This is a genomic window from Arachnia propionica (genome assembly GCF_037055325.1).
In the GTDB taxonomy this organism is placed as follows: domain Bacteria; phylum Actinomycetota; class Actinomycetes; order Propionibacteriales; family Propionibacteriaceae; genus Arachnia.
Map to the genome: position 1 here is coordinate 532,332 of NZ_CP146373.1, position 19,822 is coordinate 552,153.

The following is a 19,822-nucleotide window of genomic DNA, read 5'->3' on the forward strand; positions in this document are numbered from 1 at the left end:
CCCGAAGGTCAGCTGATTACGGGGCATCCGCCCGGCACGCCGAGGCGATCGATCCGGCTCCACCTCGAGGACGACATTCGTTTCAGGAGTCTGATTTTCCTCCGGAACCGATACGCAGGGGCGCCCGCAGGTTCGCAGAGCCCGAACCCGGATATTCGTACGAATCAAGGCCAGATCCGTACGACAACCTGAAACCGCTGCACATCGAAAGCCGCGAAGACAGGGGCAGCTCCTACCCATCATGGCGGGATGCCACCGTCAAGCCCAGACCCGAGCCGGTCTCCGATTTCTGGAAAGTTGCTGAAGCTCGGAGTCGGGCCTCAGCAGTGGATATGAAAATCGATCCACCGGAACACACCCACGAATCCGAACCAAGCCCCTCGCCTCCATCTTCCCCGAATGCCATCGACGAGGAAGATCAGCAAGCCGTCCCGACCAGGGCCGTCAAACTCGACCTCTCGGGCCACGTGAAACGAATCGGTTTGACGGTCTTGACCGGGATCCTGGTCATTGCGCTTGGCATCACGATCTGGTCCTGGAGCACTCGCGGCACCTGGGAGTTTGCTTCTTTCTGGCCATTCGGGGTCAGCACGTCGCCAGAGCCACAGGAATCTCCAGATCCCGAGAACACCAAGGATGCGAAACCGGCTGGCACAGAACAGGTCCTCGACGACACCAAGTTTTCCGTCCCCAGTGGATGGAGTGAGTACGCCAATGATCAACCACTGCCAGAACCGGGTCGTCTGGTGACGAGACTCCTCCACAACGACACCGGGGTCCTCCTGCAGGTGACTTCGGTGACCCCACAGAGCGGTCTCGGCGACCTCGCCGAAGCCTGTAACATAGTGTCGGCCGAAACGCAGAAACAGTTCAAGGACATCACTGCCACAGAGGCCATCGCGGTCGGTATCAACCAAACGCAGGGAGCAGGGTTCACGTGCGGCTTCCACGGAACCCGGCTCAGGGACGACGTGCCCTACACGGTCACATTCATCTTCCTGCTGCGAACCAGCGACAGCCACGTCCTGACTCTGCGCAGCATGATTCCGGATTCTGTCAGTGGAGGATCTATCGCACGTCAGGAACTGGCTGCTATGAACTGCACCGCCAGCCTCAACTTCGGGGTCATCCTTCCCCTCTGCTGACGATCACCTGGCCAATCATTTTTGGCCGGGGCGTCGGCTCAGGACGCCGAAGGGATGCCGAAGCGAGTCATACCACCACTGAGTGTCGGGACGCATGTTCTCCCAGTCCATATCATCGGTCACGTCGCGGAACGGGGCGAACAGGCCCTCGGTCTCGGCATGTGCGGCCGCGTACCCGGTTTTGCCGTCACGCAACTGGCTGTCCAGATATCTGATGGCATTCCAGGCCAACCGGGTGGCATTGATGCGGTCGAACGGCGAGGGCGTACCCCCCTGCTGCAGGTGTCCAACCACAGACTCCCGCACGGAGAACCGCCCCTTCCCCTCCGCCTCGTAGAGTTTTCTCAACACATCTGTGGTGTAGTGCTCGCTGGTTTCCTCCCCCACCACGGCCAAGTAGAAGTTTCGCCCGGACTCAAAGGCATCAACAAGGGCTTTAATGTCGGTCTCGAGCTCGGCGAGGGTGATTCCGGTCTCCGGCAGGTATACCTTTTCGGCGCCCCCGGCCAGTCCCCCAACCAGCGGCAGGAAGCCGCAACCGCGGCCCATGGTCTCCACGATGAACGCCCGTTTGCTGGCCGAGGCGCTCATCCGCAGCATGTCGATCGCGTCCACCACCGTGTTGAGGGCTGTGTCTGCTCCGACCGCCATCATCCAGCCCGGGAGATTGTTGTCAATGCTCGCCGGAACCACCGCGACCGGGATGTTGAAAGCGGGATAGCGTCGACGTTCCCGTTCCATCAGGTCGACCGACGCGTAGGCGTGGTATCCCCCCATCACCAGGAGAGCATCCACCTGGTGGTCCTCCAACTGACGCGCTATCGAGTAGAGTTCGGCTTCCGAGGGGATGTAGCGGCGGGTCCCGAAATCTGCTCCTCCGGTATGCGCCATGCCCTCCACATCGGCCCAGCTGACATCGTCGAAGCTGCCCTCGCGCAGACCCGGCATCCCACCGCGCACCGCCAGCATCTGGTACCCGAGGTCAATGCCGGAACGCACTGCGACCCGCGCTAGCTGGTTCATGCCCGGGGCCAACGCCCCGGCGTGCATGATCGCGATCCTCTTACCCGCGGGATCCACCACCGATGGCCGCGCCTCAGTGATGGCTCGGTAGATGTCGATCATCATTTGGAACCCGGGACCACGCGACGAAATGGCGGCCTCATAGTCGCCCTCAACGATGTAGTCAGCGATCCTGCGGGTCGCCTCCACGGAGGCCAGCAGGGGCTGGGTTCCAACTTGGTCATCGTGCACACCGACGAGAACCGGCTCAGTCTCGGCGCCTGCCTCGAGCACCTCGGAAACCGCCTTGACGCCGCAGGCGGTTGCCATCCAGCGGTCGTACGCTGAGGGTTTCCCGCCGCGCTGGACGTGCCCCAGTATCGTGATCCGGGCGTCCTCTCCGCTTTTTTCCTTCAGGATGTCGCGAATACGGTGTGCCGTGATCGGCTCACTCTGCCGGTCCGCGGCACCCTCGGCGACCACGAGGATCGAGTCGCGTCTCCCGGCTCGCCTGCCCCGGTCGAGGACATCGACCATGCGGTCCTCCCAACCGTCCCGGGGCGGGGATTCCGGCAGGAAGGTGTAGTCCGCGCCACCTGCTATGGCGCTCATCAACGCCAGGTAACCGCAGTTGCGTCCCATCACCTCGATGATGAAGGTTCTCTGGTGTGACTCCGCGGTGGCAGAGATGGCGTCTATCGCCTCCGTTATGCGGTGTAGCGCGGAATCGGTCCCAATGGTCATGTCGGTGCCGACCATGTCGTTGTCGATCGAGCCAGCGATCCCAACGATTTGGAGGGCAGGGTGGCGTTTAGCCAGTTCCGCCCCCACTTCCCCGTTGCTCACCAGTTCCGCCAGCAGCTCACCCCATTCCAGGCGCAGCTGACGAGTGCCGGTGAGGGAACCATCACCACCTATCACTATCAACCGATCGATGCCGGAGACTACGAGGTTCTTCACCGCGGTCCTGCGCCCCTCACGGTCCCGGAACTCGGGGCAGCGCGCCGTCCCGATAACAGTACCGCCTTTGTTCAGGATCCCGGAGACGTCGTTCCACATCATCTGTTTGATGTGATCGCCACCTGTTACGGCTCCCTGCCACCCCTCCTGGATGGCGAAAACCTCTGCACCCTCCTGGATCGCTCCCCGCACGATCGCGCGTACTGCGGCATTCATTCCTTGGGCGTCTCCACCTGAGGTGAGCACACCGATTCTGGTCCTGGCGATCATTTCCACACTCCTTCCGAGGTGGGTGTCAACGACGAGCGGCCCCCCGGGGACGAACCACCTTGTGCGCCTGCCAGTCTGGCGATACGTTCGCAGAACTGGTCAAGGACAACCCTGCGGTAGCGGTTCCCTCGGCCAAATCACTCGGAGCGACATACCCGGGCCTGCCGACCTTCGGAGTCAGCAGCCAGATGAAGCCCGTGTCCGCCAGATCCTTCATCGCATCCACCAAGCCGTCAACCACATCACCGTCGTCTTCCCGCCACCAGAGAACGACCACGTCCACCGCTTCTATGGCGTCCTCGATCATGTCTGCGTCAATGGCATCCATGATCTCGTCACGCAGCTCAGAATCGGTGTCCTCGTCCCACCCCAGCTCCTGAACCACCATGTTGGCTTCCAAGCCGAGCAATTCTGCTCCCCGAGCGGCGGTCACGACACTTCCCCTTGAATTATGTGTCCCACGGGACCTAGCCTGCCAGATCCCCCGGGCCCTGTGCACCCGGGGGATCAGATCGTTTCAGATCCTAGGCCTCATTCGGCATCTCCGGTCTTCCCGGAGGTACCAGCGGTGACGTCATCGAGACGGTATCGCTGAGCGGCTTCCAGGGGCCATTCATGGGACACCTCACCCTTCAAGGCCAGTTGCTGCAACACTGTAACGGCGATGGAGGGACCGTCGATGTTGTAGTGACGGCGGGCAGCCGCCCGGGTATCGGAGAAACCGAAACCATCCGCGCCCAAGGTCGTGTACTCGCGCGGCACCCAAGGCCGGATCAGGTCCGGTACGGCATGCATGTAGTCACTCACAGCGACAATGGGGCCCTGCGTTCCAGCCAACTTCGACTCGACCCATGTGGGAGCGTGTTCCCCGAATGGATCGTTGAACTTTGCCTTATCGTGGGCGAGACCTTCACGACGCAGTTCGCCCCAGGAAGTCACGGACCAGACATCCGCGATCACTCCGTAGTCATCCTTGAGTAGTTGCTGGGCTTCAAGCGCCCACGGCACACCGACGCCAGAGGCAAGAATCTGAGCGCGACGGGCATCCTGACCAACCCCTTCGAAAGAACCGGGACGCAGCAGGTACATGCCTTTCAGAATGCCCTCGACGTCCACGTTCTCCGGCTCAGCGGGCTGCACGTAGGGCTCGTTGTAGACGGTGAGGTAGTACATGACGTTCTCGGGTTTCTCTCCGTACATCCGACGCAGGCCGTCGCGGACGATATGCGCCAGCTCGTAGCCGTAGGCGGGATCATAGGCCGCGAAGGCGGTGTTCGTGGAGGCCAGGATCGGCGAGTGACCATCCATGTGCTGGGTACCCTCGCCAGTCAGGGTAGTGCGACCGGCGGTAGCCCCGATCACGAAACCTCGCGCAAGCTGGTCCCCGGCTGCCCACATGGCATCGCCGGTGCGCTGGAAACCGAACATCGAGTAAAACACGTAGATCGGAACCATGGGCTCGCCGTGAGTGGCGTAGGAGGTCCCGGCGGCGGTGAAGGCCGCCATCGAACCTGCTTCATTGATGCCGGTGTGGAGGATCTGTCCGTTGGTCGCCTCCCGATAGCTGAGGAACAGGTCTGCATCAACGGGCGTGTACTTCTGACCACCAGGGTTGTAGATCTTGATAGTCGGGAAGAAAGCGTCAATGCCAAAGGTGCGAGCCTCGTCGGGGATGATGGGCACCACACGCGGCGCGAATGCCTTGTCACGCATCAGGTCCTTGAGAAGACGTACGAAGGCCATGGTGGTGGCCACTTCCTGCTTGCCAGAGCCCTTGCGGACGGAATCGTATGCCTTGTCCCCCGGCAGCGAGATGAACTTGCGGTCCCCACGACGCTCCGGCACGTAGCCGCCGAGCGCGCGGCGACGTTCCTGCAGGTACTGCATCCTCGGGTCCTCCGCCCCAGGCCTCACATACGGCGGGCGGTAGGGATCAGCCTCGAGCACGGCGTCAGAAACCGGCACATGCACACGGTCGCGGAACGCCTTGAGATCGTCAAGGGCCATCTTCTTCATCTGGTGCGTGGCGTTGCGACCTGCGAAGTGTTGCCCCAAGAAATAGCCCTTGATCGTGTGGGCGAGGATGACCGTGGGCGCACCAGTGAACTCGATCGCTGCCTTGTACGCGGCGTAGACCTTGTGGAAGTCGTGGCCACCACGGGTCAGTGCCCAGATCTGGTCATCGGTCCAGTCCTTCACCATCGCAGCTGTGCGGGCATCGCGCCCGAAGAAATGTTCACGCACGTAGGCGCCGTTATTGGCTTTGAAAGTCTGGTAGTCGCCGTCCGTGATGGCATTCATCAGGGAGACCAGAGCGCCTTCGCTGTCTGCGGCAAGCAGCGGATCCCATCCACGACCCCAGATTAGCTTGATGACGTTCCATCCCGCACCTCGGAAGAAAGCCTCGAGTTCCTGAACAATCTTGCCGTTGCCGCGCACCGGCCCGTCGAGACGCTGCAAATTGCAGTTGATCACAAAGGTCAAATTGTCGAGTTCCTCGTTGGCCGCCAGCTGCAGCAGGCCACGGGACTCGGGTTCGTCCATCTCACCGTCACCCAGGAAAGCCCAGACACGCTGCTGGGAGGTGTCTTTGATGCCACGATTCTGCAGATAGCGGTTGAACTGCGCCTGATAGATAGCGTTCATGGGGCCAATTCCCATGGAAACCGTCGGGAACTCCCAGAAGTTCTGCATCTGGTGGGGGTGCGGATAACTGGGCAGGGCCCGCACCTTTCCATCAACGATGTGGCTGTGTTCCTGACGGAACCCGTCCAGGTCCTCCTCCTCGAGACGCCCTTCCAGGAAGGCCCGGGCGTACATGCCAGGAGAAGCGTGCCCTTGGAAGAACACCTGGTCGCCCCCGCCGGGGTGGTCCTTGCCTCGGAAGAAGTGGTTCATTCCCACCTCGTAGAGGGTCGCAGCGGAAGCATAGGTGGAGATATGCCCTCCGACACCGATGCCTGGACGCTGGGCGCGGTGCACGGTGACGGCTGCATTCCAGCGCAGCAACCGCCGGATCTGGCGTTCTAGTTCCTCGTCCCCCGGGTAGGCCGGTTCCTTGTCAGCCGGGATGGTATTCACGTAGTCGGTACTGGTCAGCGAAGGAACACCGACATGGAGCTCACGCGCCCGTTCCAACAGCTTCAGCATGACATAGCGGGCACGGTTGCGGCCACCGTGCTCGATCACCCCGTCGAGCGACTCCAGCCACTCGGCGGTCTCCCCCGGATCTGTGTCCGGAAGGTTCGTCGGCAGGCCATTGAGGATTGGCCCGACCTGGTCCTGGATGCTCACGTGGGTCCTCTCGTCGCGATGATGTGCACGGTTGGAGTAAAGATACCGCGCGATAGCCAGTCCGTGAATTACTGCCGCCCAACATCCGCCTCGTCAGGCTTGCAAACCTGCTCACACGATGTCAGGGTGGCCGAGTGGAGCCAAGTTTCGCCCCGACGGAAAGGATCAGGGATGTTCCGATTGAAGGAACGGGCTGTTGTCGTCATCGTGACCATCGTCTCCCTGTTCGCCTTAGTCGCCTGCAGCGACGGTTCCCCGGTGGAAGAGCCCACGAACAAGCCCAGCCAGGTTCCGAGTGAGTGTGCCGCCTTCGCGCAGTACGGAAATCTCCGGGGCAGGTCGATCAACGTCTACGCCCCCATCGTTTCACCGGAAGATCAGTCCCACATCGATTCCTTCGCTCCCTTTGAGGAATGCACAGGAGTCAAGATCAACTACGAAGGATCCCGGGAATTCGAGACCCAGCTCCCAACCAAAATTGATGCCGACGCACCACCAGACATCGCCTATTTCCCACAACCCGGACTGCTGAAAAGTCTCATCGCCCGTTTCCCCGGCAAGATCAAGGAAGTACAGGGGCAGGCTCTAGCAAATCTTGACGCCAATTACCGGAGCAACTGGAAAGAGTACGGGTCCGTTGACGGCAAGGTCTACGCGGTTCCAGTTGGAGCAAGTGTAAAATCTTTCGTCTGGTATTCTCCTCGCGCTTTCATGGAGAACGGTTACCAAATTCCTCGGACATGGGAGGAACTGATCACATTGACTCAGAGGATCGCCGAGGGCCATCCGGGCGCAAAACCTTGGTGCGCTGGCATCCAGGCCAGCAACGGAACAGGATGGCCAGCCACCGACTGGCTCGAGGACATGATGCTGCACACCGCCGGCTCGGAAGAATATGACATGTGGGTGTCACACCAGATTCCATTCAACGATCCCCATGTAGTCACCGCTCTGGATCAGGCGGGAGAGGTTCTCAAGAATGAAACCTTCGTGAACGGCGGACTGGGAAGCGTAAAGTCCATCGCCACCACATCTTTCACAGCTGCCGGCTTGCCGATACTGGACAACACATGCTTTCTGCACCGTCAAGCTTCCTTTTATCAGGTAAACTGGCCCGCTGAAACAAAAATCGCAGAAGATGGCGACGTCTTTGCTTTTCTTTTGCCTGGAAAAACCGACTCGAAACAACCAGTTCTCGTTGGCGGAGAGTTCGCAGCAGCCTTTAACGCCCGTGAAGAGGTTCTCGCTTTTCAAGCATATTTGACCTCCCCAGAATTCAGCAACACGAAGGCACGGGTTACGGGACATGGATGGATCTCCGCAAACAAAAATCTCGATCCTTCTGTCTTCTCTTCGCCCATCGACAGACTCTCCTATGAGCTACTCACCGACGACAGCACCGTTGTCCACTTCGATGCGTCGGATCAGATGCCGGACACTGTCGGCACCGGAACTTTTTGGACCGGCATGACGGATTGGATCTCCCTGGACAAGTCCTCCCTCGACGTACTGACCGAGATCGAAAACTCCTGGCCGAAGAGCTGACCAACCACAGGCCAGCCCTCTCCCGGTCGGTAGGCTAGCGAGAACCATGACCGCTCAGCCCGCACGTCCAGGGACCCTTCCCGCCACAGTATCGTCAGCTCGCTCCCGGGCTGCCATCCTGAAACGACTACGTGCCGCCACGGCGACTATGAACACCGCCACCTTGACGGCTCTCGAGGACCGTCATACATGGTTCGCAGAACTTGATGCCGAGTCCCGTTCCTGGATCAACGTACTGGCCCGGGAGGGAATCGACGGTTTCGTGAGCTGGGTCAGCGGCTCTATCTTCTCCTTCGAATCGGTCTTCGACTCCGCGCCCCGCGCTCTTGCGGGCCGCATTTCCCTGAGACAGACAGTCGACCTGGTGCGCACCACCACCGATGTCGTGGAGGAACAGATCCAACTCCTGTTGCCGCGCGCGGACCAGCAGCCGCTGCAACTGGGGATAGTGCACTATTCCCGCGAAATCGCGTTCGTCGCGGCCGCGGTCTATGCCCGCGCCGCTGAGGCGCGAGGGGCATGGGACTCGCGCATGGAGGCGACGATCGTCGATGCGGTGGTTCGCGCCGAGGCCGATGAATCCGTCACATCCAGGGCCTCGACCCTCGGTTGGAATTCTGAAGCCCCGACGGTAGTGGTCATAGCAGGCGCCCCGAAAAACCTACGAATCGACGAGCTACGCAGAGCATCCTCACGGCTCTGCTTGGACATGCTTGCTGCTCCACAGGGAGAGCGTCTTGTGTGCATCTTCGCCGGTGAGGCTCTGACTGACCCTACCCAGGCTTGTGAGCTGGTAACCAAGCTCGAACCCCATTTCGCACCAGGTCCCGTGGTGATAGGCCCACTTGCCGAGGGGCTCCGCGGAGCCCCCGCATCCGCCAGGTCTGCGGCCTCCGGCTACCGGGCCGCCCGGGCCTGGCCAGAAGGACCCAGGACTTTGTTGTCGAACGACTTGCTTCCAGAACGGGCACTCGCAGGTGACGGACATGCCCGACGAACCCTGGCCCGCGATCTCTTCGGCCTCCTCAGGGGCTCCAAAGAGCTCTTGGAGACTTGCGTCGGTTTCCTCGACGCAGGGTCCTCGATGGAGGCCACCGCCCGGGCCATGTTCATCCATCCCAACACCGTCCGCTACCGCCTGCGACGCATCCAGGAAGTGACGGGGTACAACCCCACAGATGCACGCGAAGCCTACGTGTTGAGGCTGGCGATCACCTTGGGGCGCCTCCAGGAGTGACCCTATTCATCGCCACTCCGGAAGCAATTTTTGTTGGATTCCTACAATCTCTCCTGAGTCATTTTCGTCACCTTCGTAGCCGCACAGATCGTCGGCGGACGGGCAGAGTTGAGAACGTGCTAGCTATCGTCGCGCCAGGTCAGGGCGCCCAGACCCCCGGATTTCTCACTGCTTGGTTGGATGAACCCACCTTCAGGACTCGCCTCGAATGGCTGAGTGCCGTCGCCGACATCGACCTCGTAGCCCATGGCACCACGTCGGATGAGGAGACCATTCGGGACACGGCGGTGGCACAGCCCCTGCTGGTCGCATCAGCGCTTGCCAGCGCCGAGCAGCTGAGCCCCACCACCACTGGACTCGCCGGCGTGGTCGCCGGGCATTCCGTGGGTGAACTTGCCGCCGCGGCTATGACAGGTGTGGTCTCTGTCGAATCCGCCATGGTGCTGGTCCGGGAACGTGGCCGCAGCATGGCCGAGGCCTCGGCAATCACACCTACGTCCATGACCGCCGTAATCGGCGGGGACCGGGAAGAGGTACTGGCAGCCATCGAGGCCGTGGGCCTGACCCCCGCCAACAACAATGGTTCTGGACAAATCGTTGCTGCCGGCACCATGGAACAGCTGGCCGCGCTGGCTGACGAAGCTCCTCACCGCGCACGCCTGAGGCCGCTCAGCGTCGCCGGCGCCTTCCACACCCATCACATGACTCCCGCCGTGGCCCGCTTGAAGGCACTTGCCGGCGCCGTGCCCACCGAGGACCCCCACACCAACCTTCTCAGCAATGCCGATGGAGAGGTCGTACCTTCGGGGCGCGAGTACTTGGAGCGCTTGGTCAAGCAGGTGGCAAGTCCGGTTCGCTGGGACCTGTGCATGGAGACCATGTCGACTCTCGGCGTCACCGGAATCCTCGAGCTCACTCCCGCGGGAACCCTGACGGGAATCGCAAAACGCAACCTCAAGGGAGTCGAGCGGTTCAACCTCAACACACCGGACCAGCTAGACGAGGCTCGCGTCTTCTGCGCAACCCACTCAGCCAAAGACTGAGCCCCACATCACCCTGCTTCACTGAAACGCCCGAAAGGCCGCGACATGACACTGATCCCCTCCACCGGCAGCCGCCACGCCCGCATTCTGAGTGTCGGCGGCTACCGTGGTTCGCGAGTCGTCGACAACGAGGAGATGTGCACCATCATCGATTCCACCCCTGAGTGGATCGAGCAACGCACCGGCATCCAGGAGCGTCGCTGGGCGACTGATGAGGAAACTCCCCTGTTCATGGCGGTGGCCGCAGCGCGCAAGGCCATGGATCGCGCCGGGCTGGACCCGTCCCGAATCGACGGGATCATCTGTTCCACCGTCTCCCATTTCCAACAGTCCCCCTCACTGGCCGTCTATGTTTCCCACGAACTCGGCCTGAGCGCCGGTCCAGTTGCCTTTGACATCTCGGCGGCGTGCGCCGGTTTCTGCCATGGAATCAGCATCGCCGAATCGCTCGTCCGATCCGGGGCAGCAACCCACGTTCTGGTGATCGGCGTCGAGACCCTGAGTCACATGGTCAACATGGAGGACCGCACCACCGCGTTCCTGTTCTCCGACGGAGCTGGGGCAGCTATCATCGGCCCGAGCGACGAACCCGCCATCGGGCCCGTCGTCTGGGGTTCCGACGGTTCCCAGGCCCTCACCATCCAGATCCAAGACTGGACCGATGTGACCAATCCGGAGCAACGGATGCCCCTGATCAGCATGGATGGGCGCACTGTGTTTCGTTGGGCCACCACGTACATCACCGACAAAGCTCTGGAAGCAGTCAAACGCGCTGGGATTACTCCCAGTGAATTGGACGTCTTCATTCCTCATCAGGCCAACAATCGAATCACTGATTCAATGTTGCGCTACCTGAAACTGCCCGAGAACGTGGTGGTGTCCCGCGACATCAGACAAATGGGCAACTCGTCAGCGGCATCTATTCCGCTGGCGATGGAAGCCCTGCTCGAATCGGGCGAGGCATCCTCCGGGCAGAACGCCCTGATCATCGGTTTCGGCGCCGGGCTCGTTTTCGCGGGCCAGGTCGTCGTCCTTCCATGATCCACGCAACCATATCAACCAACAAGGAGACAGCAATGGCAAGTACTGAAGAGATCCGCACCGACCTCGCCGAAATCGTCAACGATGTGGCGGGGGTGGCCGCGGAGGATGTCCAGCTGGACAAGTCCTTCGTTGATGATCTGGGCGTCGACTCCCTTTCCATGGTGGAAATCATCTATGCGTGTGAGGACAAGTTCGGCGTTTCAATTCCCGACGAGGATTCCAAGAACCTGAAGACCGTGGGTGATGCGGTGGCCTACATCGAACGCGCCCAGGCCTGAGGCCGAACAGGTGGGGGGTGGCGGCTGCCGTCCCCCACCATCTTCCATACCTGAGAAATCCTTCAGCCCCAGGAGTTCAACATGACCGAGGTAGTAATCACCGGTTTTGGCGCATTCACCCCACTCGGAGTAGATGCGCCCAGTACCTGGGAGGCCATGCTCGCCGGCCGCTCTGGTGTGCACACTCTTCCCTACGACTGGGCGAAACCGCTGCCTGTGACCTTCGCCGCAGAGGCGGCTGGTGACCCGACCGAAAGGCTGGATCGCCTCGCTGCCCGCCGCCTCGACCGGAGTTCACAGCTCGCTATGGTCGCCGGCCAGGAAGCCTGGAAAGATGCAGGTCTGGGGCTCGGTGAAGATAATTCCACGGATCCGGATCGGCTCGCCGTGTGTGTGGGTACCGGTATCGGAGGCCTGCATTCTTTGCTCGGCAACTGGGATGTTCAGAAGGAGAAAGGACTGCGCCGGGTCTCCCCCTTCACCATTCCCATGCTTATGGCCAACGCACCTGCAGCAAACCTGGGACTGGAGTTCGGTGCAGCAGCCGGTGTCCACGCGCCCGTTAGCGCCTGCGCATCGTCAAATGAGGCCATTTCGCTGGGACTCGACCAAATCCGGCTGGGACGCTGCGACATCGCAGTCGTGGGGGGCTCGGAAGGTGTCATCCATCCGTTGCCTATCAATGCTTTCGCCCAGATGCAGGCCCTGAGCCGCCGCAATGACGACCCAGAACACGCCTCGCGCCCGTGGGACACCGGTCGCGACGGATTCGTCCTGGGGGAGGGAGCCGTGATCATAGTCATCGAAACTCTCGAGCACGCCTGCGCACGAGGGGCACGCATTTACGGCACTCTCGCCGGAGCCGGGATCAGCAACGACAACCACGACATGGTCCAGCCCGAGCCAACGGGGCGAGGTCAGTCAACTGCCATGCTCAAGGCCCTGCAGGCTTCGGATCTTCAGCCCAGCGACATCAAGCACGTCAATGCCCACGGCACTTCGACCCCACAGGGCGATGTCACTGAGGCAAACTCCATCGCAACCGCCCTCGGTTCTGCCGTGGACGAGTGCATCGTGACCTCCACGAAGTCGATGAGCGGCCACTTGCTCGGCAGTGCTGGCGCCTTGGAGACTTTTGCGACCGTGATGGCTCTCAAGACCCGAACCGCGCCGCCCACCATCAACATCGAGAACCTGGAGCCCGGTCTCCCCATCGACATCGCAGTGAACGAACCGCGCCGGCTCCCCGATGGGGATCTCGCGGCCCTGAACAACTCTTTCGGCTTCGGAGGTTCCAATGTCGCGGTGACCGTAACCAACGCTAACATCACCAACTGACGCACCTGGTCAGGAGCGCGTCAACCATTTCCCGGTCAACGGTCGTCACACAACTTGGTGGAGCCAGCGGATCGGTGCATCCTCCGAGCCGTACCGGAACTGTTCGAGTTCTTCATCCCATTCAGTTCCGAGAAGACGTTCCATGGCTTGGTGAACGCTCATCCCCTTGGCTGATGCGGTGTCAAGGGCATGACGGATGCGATCTTCGGGAACCAGGATGTCGCCGTGCACTCCAACAGTGGCGGCAAATGGGCCCAGCGAAGGGGTGTAACAGTAACGGGTTCCCTCAGCTCCAAGCTTGGCTTCCTCAGTCACCTCGAAGCGAATGCGGGCGAACTCGGCGAGGCGGGATGCGAGTCTCGCCCCCGAGCCAGTTGGCCCGGACCACGACAACTCTGCCCGCTGGGAACCGGGCTCAGCGTTCTGCTCGGTCCATTGCCAACTGAGTCCTGCACCAAGCACCGAGGCGATCGCCCATTCTAGATGAGGGCACAGCGCAGCGGGGGTGGAGTGGATGAAGATCATCCCCCGCGCCCCGGGCAGGCTCTCGGTGGCCGTGCAAGCGTTCATGTTGTTCTCCTGGGTCTCGGTCGGATTGCCTTCCCCTGCGATCCATCCCGATTCCAGGCGAGATCAATTGTGCTACAGCTATGAGAAAGGCACAACAAGCGGCAACAGCGCCGGTCATAAACTGTGACCATGCAGCGCATGTCCATTGATCAAGCCCTCGTGGGCACCGACAGCATCCGTCAGGTCCGGGCCAGTGAGAACGGGGTTTTCTGGCTGGCAGGAATCGCCTCCGAGGATGGTCGAGTGACTATCCGGCGCTGGCGGGAGGGCGAAATTACCGAGATCACTCCCGGGTTCAACGTGCGTTCCCGGGTGATGGAATACGGCGGGGGTGCCTATGCTGTGGCGGGCGGTCTGGTGGCCTGGTGTGACGATTTCACCAAACAAATATGGCTCCGGGACGGGGAAAGCACCCGCCCCCTGACACCCGAGAGCGCCCGGTTCCGCTACGGCGGGTTGAGCCTGGACCCACAACACCGACTACTTCTCGCAGTACGTGAGGATCACGAGGTAACCCCCGAAGAACGCAGTGAGATCGTTGCGCTGAACCTGGATTCTGATAATGCCGATGGGGGCCGCGTGCTGGTGAGCGGCGCCGACTTCTATGCGGCTCCAGTGGTGCACGACGGGCGGCTCGCCTGGTTCCAGTGGATGCACCCAAGCATGAGCTGGGACGAGGCATCGGTGTGGGTAACGAACCTCAACGATCCCGGGAACATCGACAGGATCCACGGGAAATCCGGAGTCAGCACGCAACACCCGATCTGGCTCGGGAACGGTTCTCTGGCCTGCGTCACGGATGAATCCGGTCACTGGAACTGGGTCGTGCACCACTCCGACACAACGTCAACTTGGCGTACCCCTCACGACTGCTCGATTCCCGTATGGGTATTGGACACCCCACCGGCCTGCGCTGTCGGGGATGACCTGCTGGCGACGGTTGAGATCGATGACGGTCGCGGTGCGCTCGCGCTGTGGCATCCGCACAAAGGTGAGGTCACCTACCCGTTGCCTGGGACGGCCATGATCGAATCCCTGGCCTCCCACGGACAGGACTTGTTCGTGATAGCGGAGTGGGATGACCGTCCCGCATCCCTGGTACGCATCTCCCCTACTGGAGAGCACACCGAACTCGTGACTTCCGAGCCACAGACAGACCTGAGTCGCCCCATGTGCCACTGGTCCGAGGGGCCCGCAGGGCCGGTGCACTCCTGGTTCTACCCTGTACCCGACGCCGCAACAGCACCCCCCATGCTCGTTCTCACCCATGGCGGCCCGACCTCCGTGCACTACCCGAGCTTCGACAGGCTGATCCAGTTCTGGGTTTCCCGCGGGATCTGTGTCCTGGACGTGAACTACTCAGGTTCCACCGGTTTCGGTCGCGCCTACCGGAACCGGTTGAAGGGGCAATGGGGCGTCCTCGATGTCGCCGACGTGGTGGCTGCAGCTCGCGAGGTATGCCGGGCTGGATTGGCAGATCCCGAGCGTGTAGCCATTGCTGGCGGTAGTGCGGGCGGCTACACCACTCTTCAGGCCCTGGTCACCAGCGACTTCTTCGCAGCCGGCATCAGCTCATACGGTATTGGGGATCTGCGAGCCCTCGTTGAGGAAACCCACAAGGCGGAGTCCCACTACACTTTCACGCTAGTCGCTCCGTGGCCGGAGGGCGAACAGGTCTACCGGGAGCGTTCCCCGATCACCCAACTTGACCGACTCGACACCCCCATGCTGATTCTGCAGGGATTGGAAGATCGAGTGGTACCACCCAGGCAGGCCTTCGACATGGCGGAAGCAGTGCGCGCCAAAGGTCTTCCCCTGGCGCTGGTCACATTCGAACACGAAGGCCACGGTTTCCGTTCACTCGCAGCCCGCAGACAATCACTGGAGTCTCAGCTCTCCTTTCTTGAGCAAGTACTCGGGATGCCCCTCAGCGATGACATCCCCGTCCTGTCGATCGAGAACCTTGTGCCCTGAATCAGAGCGCGATCACGGCCAACGGGCCCCGAGGGAGATCACACCCATGGCGGCGAGAACCGCGAAAATGATAGCCAGTCCCGCGTATTGATCCGTGATCTCCATGGGAACCAGTTCATATCCCAGATCGGATGAGATCGCCTGGTAGATCTCGCTCAGCTCGCCCGCCGACTCAGCGGAGAACTTCTTACCCCCAGAGTTCTCCGCAACGACGTAGAGCTCATGATGATCCACGGCCACACGTTCCCGTCTGCCATTGGACTCGACGTACCCATCCTGTGTGCCATAAGCGATGGTGTAGATGGGGACTCCCAATTGTTTCGATTGCTCGGCTGCTGTGGCCGAATTCCGGCCCAGGTTGGAAGCTCCATCCGAGAGCAGCACTATTGCTGCAGGTACTGCCTCATCAGGATGATCGGGGTCCGATGGCGCCAGTTTCAGGGCATCGAGGCTTGTGTAGATCGCTTCCCCGATCGCAGTGGAGGGGGCCAGTTGGAGACCGTCAATGGCGCGATTCAGCAAACCTCTGTCCACGGTTGGGGGAACACTGACATTCGCGGTGCCTGCGAAGGTGACCAGCGCAACATTGAAGCGTTCCGGGAGGCTCGCAATGAATTTCTTTGCCGATTCCTTCGCGGCCTCAAGCCGGTTGGGTGTCACGTCCTCAGCTTCCATGGACCAGGACACGTCGATCGTGACGACGATGGTGGCACGATCCCTCGGTTGGCGGCCATAGTCTTTCGGCATCGCCCATGCGATCACCAGCGAGGCAAGGCTGAGCAACGCCAGCAGCACGGCGCCATGCCGTTTCCAGGCCGCGTCCTTGGGGATGACGAGCCGCAGGCGTGAATTCTGTACTCGCGATGGCGGACGCCGGTTCGCCAGGTACCAGTACACCCCAGCGATGACCGGGATCAGAGCCAGAGCCCACAGACGGTTGGGCTGCATGAACTCGAGAACCAACGTCGTCGTCATCGGGGCCACCTCGCGGCCATCATCACGGCACCCAGCGCAGCCACGACAGCGAAACCGAGAGCCCCGAACGCATACTGTGCGGTCACTGGTTTCCTCACCTCTTCCGTACCCACCGATGAGCCGATCTTCTTGTAGGCATCCTTGAGGCTGTCCGCACTGTCAGCGGAAACTGATTCCCCGCCTGTGGTCGCAGAGATGGAGCGGAGGGTCTCGTTGTCTGGCGCGACATTGTGCCGCTTCCCGTCCAGGTCGACATAGCCATTCTCAGTTCCGTAAGCAATGGTGAATACTGGCACGCCAGCCTGGTGCACACGGGTTGCACTTTCCGCTGGGTCCGTTCCTGTGGTGTTTCCACCATCACTCAGCATTACGATCATGGCCGGCGCGGCTTCGGAACCATCGTCGGGGGCAGGCACCTCACTGACTGCCTTGAGTGACTGGTCCAGCGCATCCCCGATAGCGGTTCCCTCCTTAAGCTCGAGAGTGCTGATGGCTCTGGTGAGAGCCCCCCGGTCTGTTGAGGGGGGCATGATCATGGAGGGAGAACCATTCAGGGAGATCAGAGCGACGTTGTAGGAGTCAGGCAGCGCGTCAACGAATTGCTGTGCAGCTGCCTTGGCCGCGTCCAGACGGTTCGGTTCCACGTCAGTGGCCTGCATGGATAGTGACGTGTCGACCACCAGGACAACGGTGGCCCGTTCCCGCGGCACCTTCTCCGTTCCCAGCGGCTGGGCCCACGCCAAGGCGAGCGCCACCAGGGAGCACAACGACATGAAAACAGCAAGATGTCGCGTCCAGCGGCGCTGGGAACCAATCACCCGGCCCAGCACCCCGGTGTTGGTGAAACGCAGTGCGGTCCGCCCTTTGAGACGCATCAACACCAGGTAGGCGATGACAAGTGCCGGCAGGACCAGAAGCACCCACAGACGTTCAGGGGTTTTGAAAGCCAACCAGTCCATCACCGGCTCACCCCTTGGGGCGGTGCATGAAGAGCGCTGGCAACCCGTCTGTATCCAAGGACGAAACGCGCGATGTCGGCGACCCAGTCACGATCCGTGCGCAATTGGATGTGCCCCGCCCCTGAACGTCTGAGTGCCACCTTGATGCGTTCACGCTGAGCACGGGAAGCATCATCCATTCGTTGACGCGCGACGGGATCGGACGTGTTGATGTAGCGCAAGAAAGAGGTCTCCGGGTCCCGGATCAGCATATCCCCGACATCGGGAAATTCCAGCTCATGGCGGTCCACCACCTCAACGCACAGCACCTGGTTGCGAACTGCCAGCCTCCTGATTGCCCTTTCCCACGAGGGTGGCCGGTCAGGATCAAGCTCGGCCTCACCTGCGGTTAGGAAATCCGAGACCACCACACGCATGCCCCGACGGCGCTGGGAACGCGCCATCTGCTCGATACCGTCGACCAGTTCCAGGTCGCCGGGGGCGTTGTCCGGCACGATAGGTTCGGTGAGCATCTGCCGCAACATCCCGTACAGAGCAGTTCGGCCCGAACGGGCAGGCAGTCTCTTGACGCGGTCGGGAAGCATCATCAGCCCACCGAACCGGTCCCCCATTCGCTGGCTGAGGAATCCGATCGTGGCGATGGCAGCGATACCCAGGTCACGTTTGGTGATGCCCTCTGTACCCCAGTTCATCGACGGCGTCACGTCGAGCAAGCCCCACACCTCGAGTTCTCGATCGGCTATGGTGTCACGAACGTGGGGAACCGTGGTGCGCGCGGTCACGGCCCAGTCCATCATCCTGACGTCGTCCTGACCCGGTTGATAAGGGCGGGCATCGTTGGTGTCGGATCCCGGCCCGGGAAGAAGCCCCAGATGATCACCATGGAGAAAGCCCTCCAGGCGTCGGACGACGGCGAGTTCCAGGCGCCGCAGGGCGGCTTCCGGAGCCAGCTTGGTCAAAGGAATGGTGGGGCCACTCGGTGTGTGCAGAACGGATGTGGCAGCCCCGGGATCGCGGGGCCCCTGGGTCACGGGCACGAAGGATGGGGAGGTCAAGGTGTCCTCAGGCATGACCGGGCTGGTAGCCGTGTTGCTGGTGACGCTGCTGGCGCGACTGGTCGTTCCACACCGGGGTGGGCGCCGGGACCATGGCCAGTATGCGGTCCACCACGTCGGTGGTGAGAACGTTGTCAGCCACTGCGTCAAACCCAAGCACGATGCGATGGGACATGACGTCACGCGCCACTGCCTGGACATCAGTAGGCAGCACGTAGTCACGACCATTGATCAGTGCAAGAGAACGCGAAGCAGCTACCAAGCCGAGCGTGGCACGTGGGGAGCAACCGATCTGAATCACGGGCTCAAGGTCGGGCATTCCAAAATCGGCGGGATCACGGGTGGCCAGCACGAGGCGCACGATGTACTCACTGACAAGGTTGTGGACGAAAACCTTGGACGCCATGTCCTGCAGATGACGTACCAGTCCGGGGTTGAGGATCTTCTCCGCTTCTGGCGGCTTGACGCTCATGCGCCTGAGGATCTCGAACTCCTCATTTCCCTTCGGATAGGGCACGTCCACCTTTACGAGGAAACGGTCCCGCTGGGCCTCGGGAAGCGGGTAAACGCCCTCCGACTCAACCGGGTTCTGGGTTGCAATCACAATGAACGGTTCGGGTGCAGGGTAGGTCCTACCACCGATAGAGACCTGTTTCTCGGCCATCAGCTCGAGCATCGCGGACTGCACCTTCGCGGGTGCCCTGTTGATCTCGTCAGCCAGCACGAAGTTCACGAACACCGGCCCGAGCTCGATCTCGAAGGACTCGGAACTGGCGGAGTAAATGCGGGTTCCGACAATGTCGGAGGGAACCAGGTCCGGAGTGAACTGCACCCTGGCGAATTCCCCTCCAACCACTGTCGCGAAGGACCGTACCGCCAAGGTCTTCGCCACACCCGGCACTCCTTCGAGAAGGCAGTGGCCCTTCGCCAGGAGAGCCACCATCAATTGCTGGACCATGTGTTCCTGCCCGACGATGACCCGTTGCACTTGACTGATTGCCACGCCCAAGAGGCGAGCTGCGTCGGCGGTGGTGGTGGGCAGAGCTGGCTGCGCGCTGGGGGTAGTCAACTTGGAGTCTCCTTGAAACGATCGCGCACCACGATACCGCGCTTCCAGGAGCAGAACCGAGACG

General features: G+C 61.5%; 16 protein-coding genes. 8 read left to right on the top strand and 8 right to left on the bottom strand.

Going from position 1 to position 19,822, the window contains the following annotated elements; genetic code table 11:
- Positions 1-332 precede the first annotated feature (332 nt).
- Entirely contained in the window at positions 333-1,145 is an 813-nt protein-coding gene (locus V7R84_RS02440; RefSeq protein WP_338571680.1) for a hypothetical protein, read from the top strand.
- Between the two features lie 15 nt (positions 1,146-1,160).
- On the opposite strand, the gene V7R84_RS02445 is transcribed toward V7R84_RS02440, so the two are convergent.
- The 3 genes from V7R84_RS02445 to aceE form a co-directional block, all read right to left on the bottom strand.
- Positions 1,161-3,377, bottom strand: coding sequence for a 6-phosphofructokinase (locus V7R84_RS02445; protein WP_338571682.1), 2,217 nt, complete (start codon positions 3,375-3,377; stop codon positions 1,161-1,163).
- 25 nt (positions 3,378-3,402) lie between these two features.
- The gene (locus V7R84_RS02450) at positions 3,403-3,810 is read right to left on the bottom strand and encodes a DUF3052 domain-containing protein (protein WP_338571684.1); all 408 of its coding nucleotides are present in this window, start codon (positions 3,808-3,810) and stop codon (positions 3,403-3,405) included.
- Positions 3,811-3,908: 98 nt separating this feature from the next.
- Positions 3,909-6,671: a pyruvate dehydrogenase (acetyl-transferring), homodimeric type gene (aceE, locus tag V7R84_RS02455; protein WP_338571686.1), complete on the bottom strand. Its 2,763-nt coding sequence runs from the start codon at positions 6,669-6,671 to the stop codon at positions 3,909-3,911.
- 171 nt (positions 6,672-6,842) lie between these two features.
- Here aceE and V7R84_RS02460 point away from each other — a divergent pair, with 171 nt between their 5' ends.
- From V7R84_RS02460 to V7R84_RS02485, 6 genes are all read left to right on the top strand, one after another.
- A complete protein-coding gene (locus tag V7R84_RS02460; protein ID WP_338571687.1) occupies positions 6,843-8,216 on the top strand; it encodes an ABC transporter substrate-binding protein in 1,374 nt (457 codons plus the stop codon).
- Between the two features lie 46 nt (positions 8,217-8,262).
- Complete coding sequence (locus V7R84_RS02465; protein WP_412728079.1) at positions 8,263-9,453, top strand: PucR family transcriptional regulator; 1,191 nt, start codon at positions 8,263-8,265, stop codon at positions 9,451-9,453.
- A 116-nt stretch (positions 9,454-9,569) separates the two neighbouring features.
- Entirely contained in the window at positions 9,570-10,496 is a 927-nt protein-coding gene (locus V7R84_RS02470) for an ACP S-malonyltransferase (RefSeq protein WP_338571689.1), read from the top strand.
- Between the two features lie 45 nt (positions 10,497-10,541).
- A complete protein-coding gene (locus V7R84_RS02475; protein WP_338571691.1) occupies positions 10,542-11,537 on the top strand; it encodes a beta-ketoacyl-ACP synthase III in 996 nt (331 codons plus the stop codon).
- A gap of 35 nt (positions 11,538-11,572) precedes the next feature.
- Positions 11,573-11,818, top strand: coding sequence for an acyl carrier protein (locus tag V7R84_RS02480; RefSeq protein ID WP_124841575.1), 246 nt, complete (start codon positions 11,573-11,575; stop codon positions 11,816-11,818).
- Positions 11,819-11,899: 81 nt separating this feature from the next.
- The gene (locus tag V7R84_RS02485; RefSeq protein ID WP_338571695.1) at positions 11,900-13,156 is read left to right on the top strand and encodes a beta-ketoacyl-[acyl-carrier-protein] synthase family protein; all 1,257 of its coding nucleotides are present in this window, start codon (positions 11,900-11,902) and stop codon (positions 13,154-13,156) included.
- Between the two features lie 45 nt (positions 13,157-13,201).
- Here the strand turns inward: V7R84_RS02485 and V7R84_RS02490 are convergent, their stop codons facing one another.
- Complete coding sequence (locus V7R84_RS02490; protein WP_338571698.1) at positions 13,202-13,726, bottom strand: DUF3145 domain-containing protein; 525 nt, start codon at positions 13,724-13,726, stop codon at positions 13,202-13,204.
- Positions 13,727-13,864: 138 nt separating this feature from the next.
- Between V7R84_RS02490 and V7R84_RS02495 the strand changes: the two genes are divergently transcribed.
- A complete protein-coding gene (locus V7R84_RS02495) occupies positions 13,865-15,700 on the top strand; it encodes an alpha/beta hydrolase family protein (protein ID WP_338571699.1) in 1,836 nt (611 codons plus the stop codon).
- A gap of 12 nt (positions 15,701-15,712) precedes the next feature.
- On the opposite strand, the gene V7R84_RS02500 is transcribed toward V7R84_RS02495, so the two are convergent.
- The 4 genes from V7R84_RS02500 to V7R84_RS02515 are packed head-to-tail and all read right to left on the bottom strand — an operon-like array spanning position 15,713 to position 19,758.
- A complete protein-coding gene (locus V7R84_RS02500) occupies positions 15,713-16,675 on the bottom strand; it encodes a VWA domain-containing protein (protein WP_338571701.1) in 963 nt (320 codons plus the stop codon).
- Positions 16,672-17,634 (bottom strand): VWA domain-containing protein, encoded by a 963-nt coding sequence (locus V7R84_RS02505; RefSeq protein ID WP_338573795.1) that lies wholly within the window; start codon positions 17,632-17,634, stop codon positions 16,672-16,674. The genes V7R84_RS02500 and V7R84_RS02505 overlap by 4 nt, the downstream gene beginning before the upstream one ends.
- Positions 17,634-18,704: a DUF58 domain-containing protein gene (locus V7R84_RS02510; RefSeq protein WP_338571702.1), complete on the bottom strand. Its 1,071-nt coding sequence runs from the start codon at positions 18,702-18,704 to the stop codon at positions 17,634-17,636. The genes V7R84_RS02505 and V7R84_RS02510 overlap by 1 nt, the downstream gene beginning before the upstream one ends.
- Positions 18,697-19,758 (bottom strand): AAA family ATPase, encoded by a 1,062-nt coding sequence (locus V7R84_RS02515; RefSeq protein ID WP_412728080.1) that lies wholly within the window; start codon positions 19,756-19,758, stop codon positions 18,697-18,699. The genes V7R84_RS02510 and V7R84_RS02515 overlap by 8 nt, the downstream gene beginning before the upstream one ends.
- Positions 19,759-19,822: the final 64 nt, after the last annotated feature.

What these genes read in the sequence shown, in the direction of transcription:
- V7R84_RS02440 (WP_338571680.1), top strand. Translation starts at nt 333, where the DNA reads ATGAAAATCGATCCACCGGAACACACCCACGAATCCGAACCAAGCCCC.
- V7R84_RS02445 (WP_338571682.1), bottom strand. Translation starts at nt 3,377, where the DNA reads ATGATCGCCAGGACCAGAATCGGTGTGCTCACCTCAGGTGGAGACGCC.
- V7R84_RS02460 (WP_338571687.1), top strand. Translation starts at nt 6,843, where the DNA reads ATGTTCCGATTGAAGGAACGGGCTGTTGTCGTCATCGTGACCATCGTC.
- V7R84_RS02465 (WP_412728079.1), top strand. Translation starts at nt 8,263, where the DNA reads ATGACCGCTCAGCCCGCACGTCCAGGGACCCTTCCCGCCACAGTATCG.
- V7R84_RS02475 (WP_338571691.1), top strand. Translation starts at nt 10,542, where the DNA reads ATGACACTGATCCCCTCCACCGGCAGCCGCCACGCCCGCATTCTGAGT.
- V7R84_RS02480 (WP_124841575.1), top strand. Translation starts at nt 11,573, where the DNA reads ATGGCAAGTACTGAAGAGATCCGCACCGACCTCGCCGAAATCGTCAAC.
- V7R84_RS02485 (WP_338571695.1), top strand. Translation starts at nt 11,900, where the DNA reads ATGACCGAGGTAGTAATCACCGGTTTTGGCGCATTCACCCCACTCGGA.
- V7R84_RS02490 (WP_338571698.1), bottom strand. Translation starts at nt 13,726, where the DNA reads ATGAACGCTTGCACGGCCACCGAGAGCCTGCCCGGGGCGCGGGGGATG.
- V7R84_RS02495 (WP_338571699.1), top strand. Translation starts at nt 13,865, where the DNA reads ATGTCCATTGATCAAGCCCTCGTGGGCACCGACAGCATCCGTCAGGTC.
- V7R84_RS02500 (WP_338571701.1), bottom strand. Translation starts at nt 16,675, where the DNA reads ATGACGACGACGTTGGTTCTCGAGTTCATGCAGCCCAACCGTCTGTGG.
- V7R84_RS02505 (WP_338573795.1), bottom strand. Translation starts at nt 17,634, where the DNA reads ATGGACTGGTTGGCTTTCAAAACCCCTGAACGTCTGTGGGTGCTTCTG.
- V7R84_RS02510 (WP_338571702.1), bottom strand. Translation starts at nt 18,704, where the DNA reads ATGCCTGAGGACACCTTGACCTCCCCATCCTTCGTGCCCGTGACCCAG.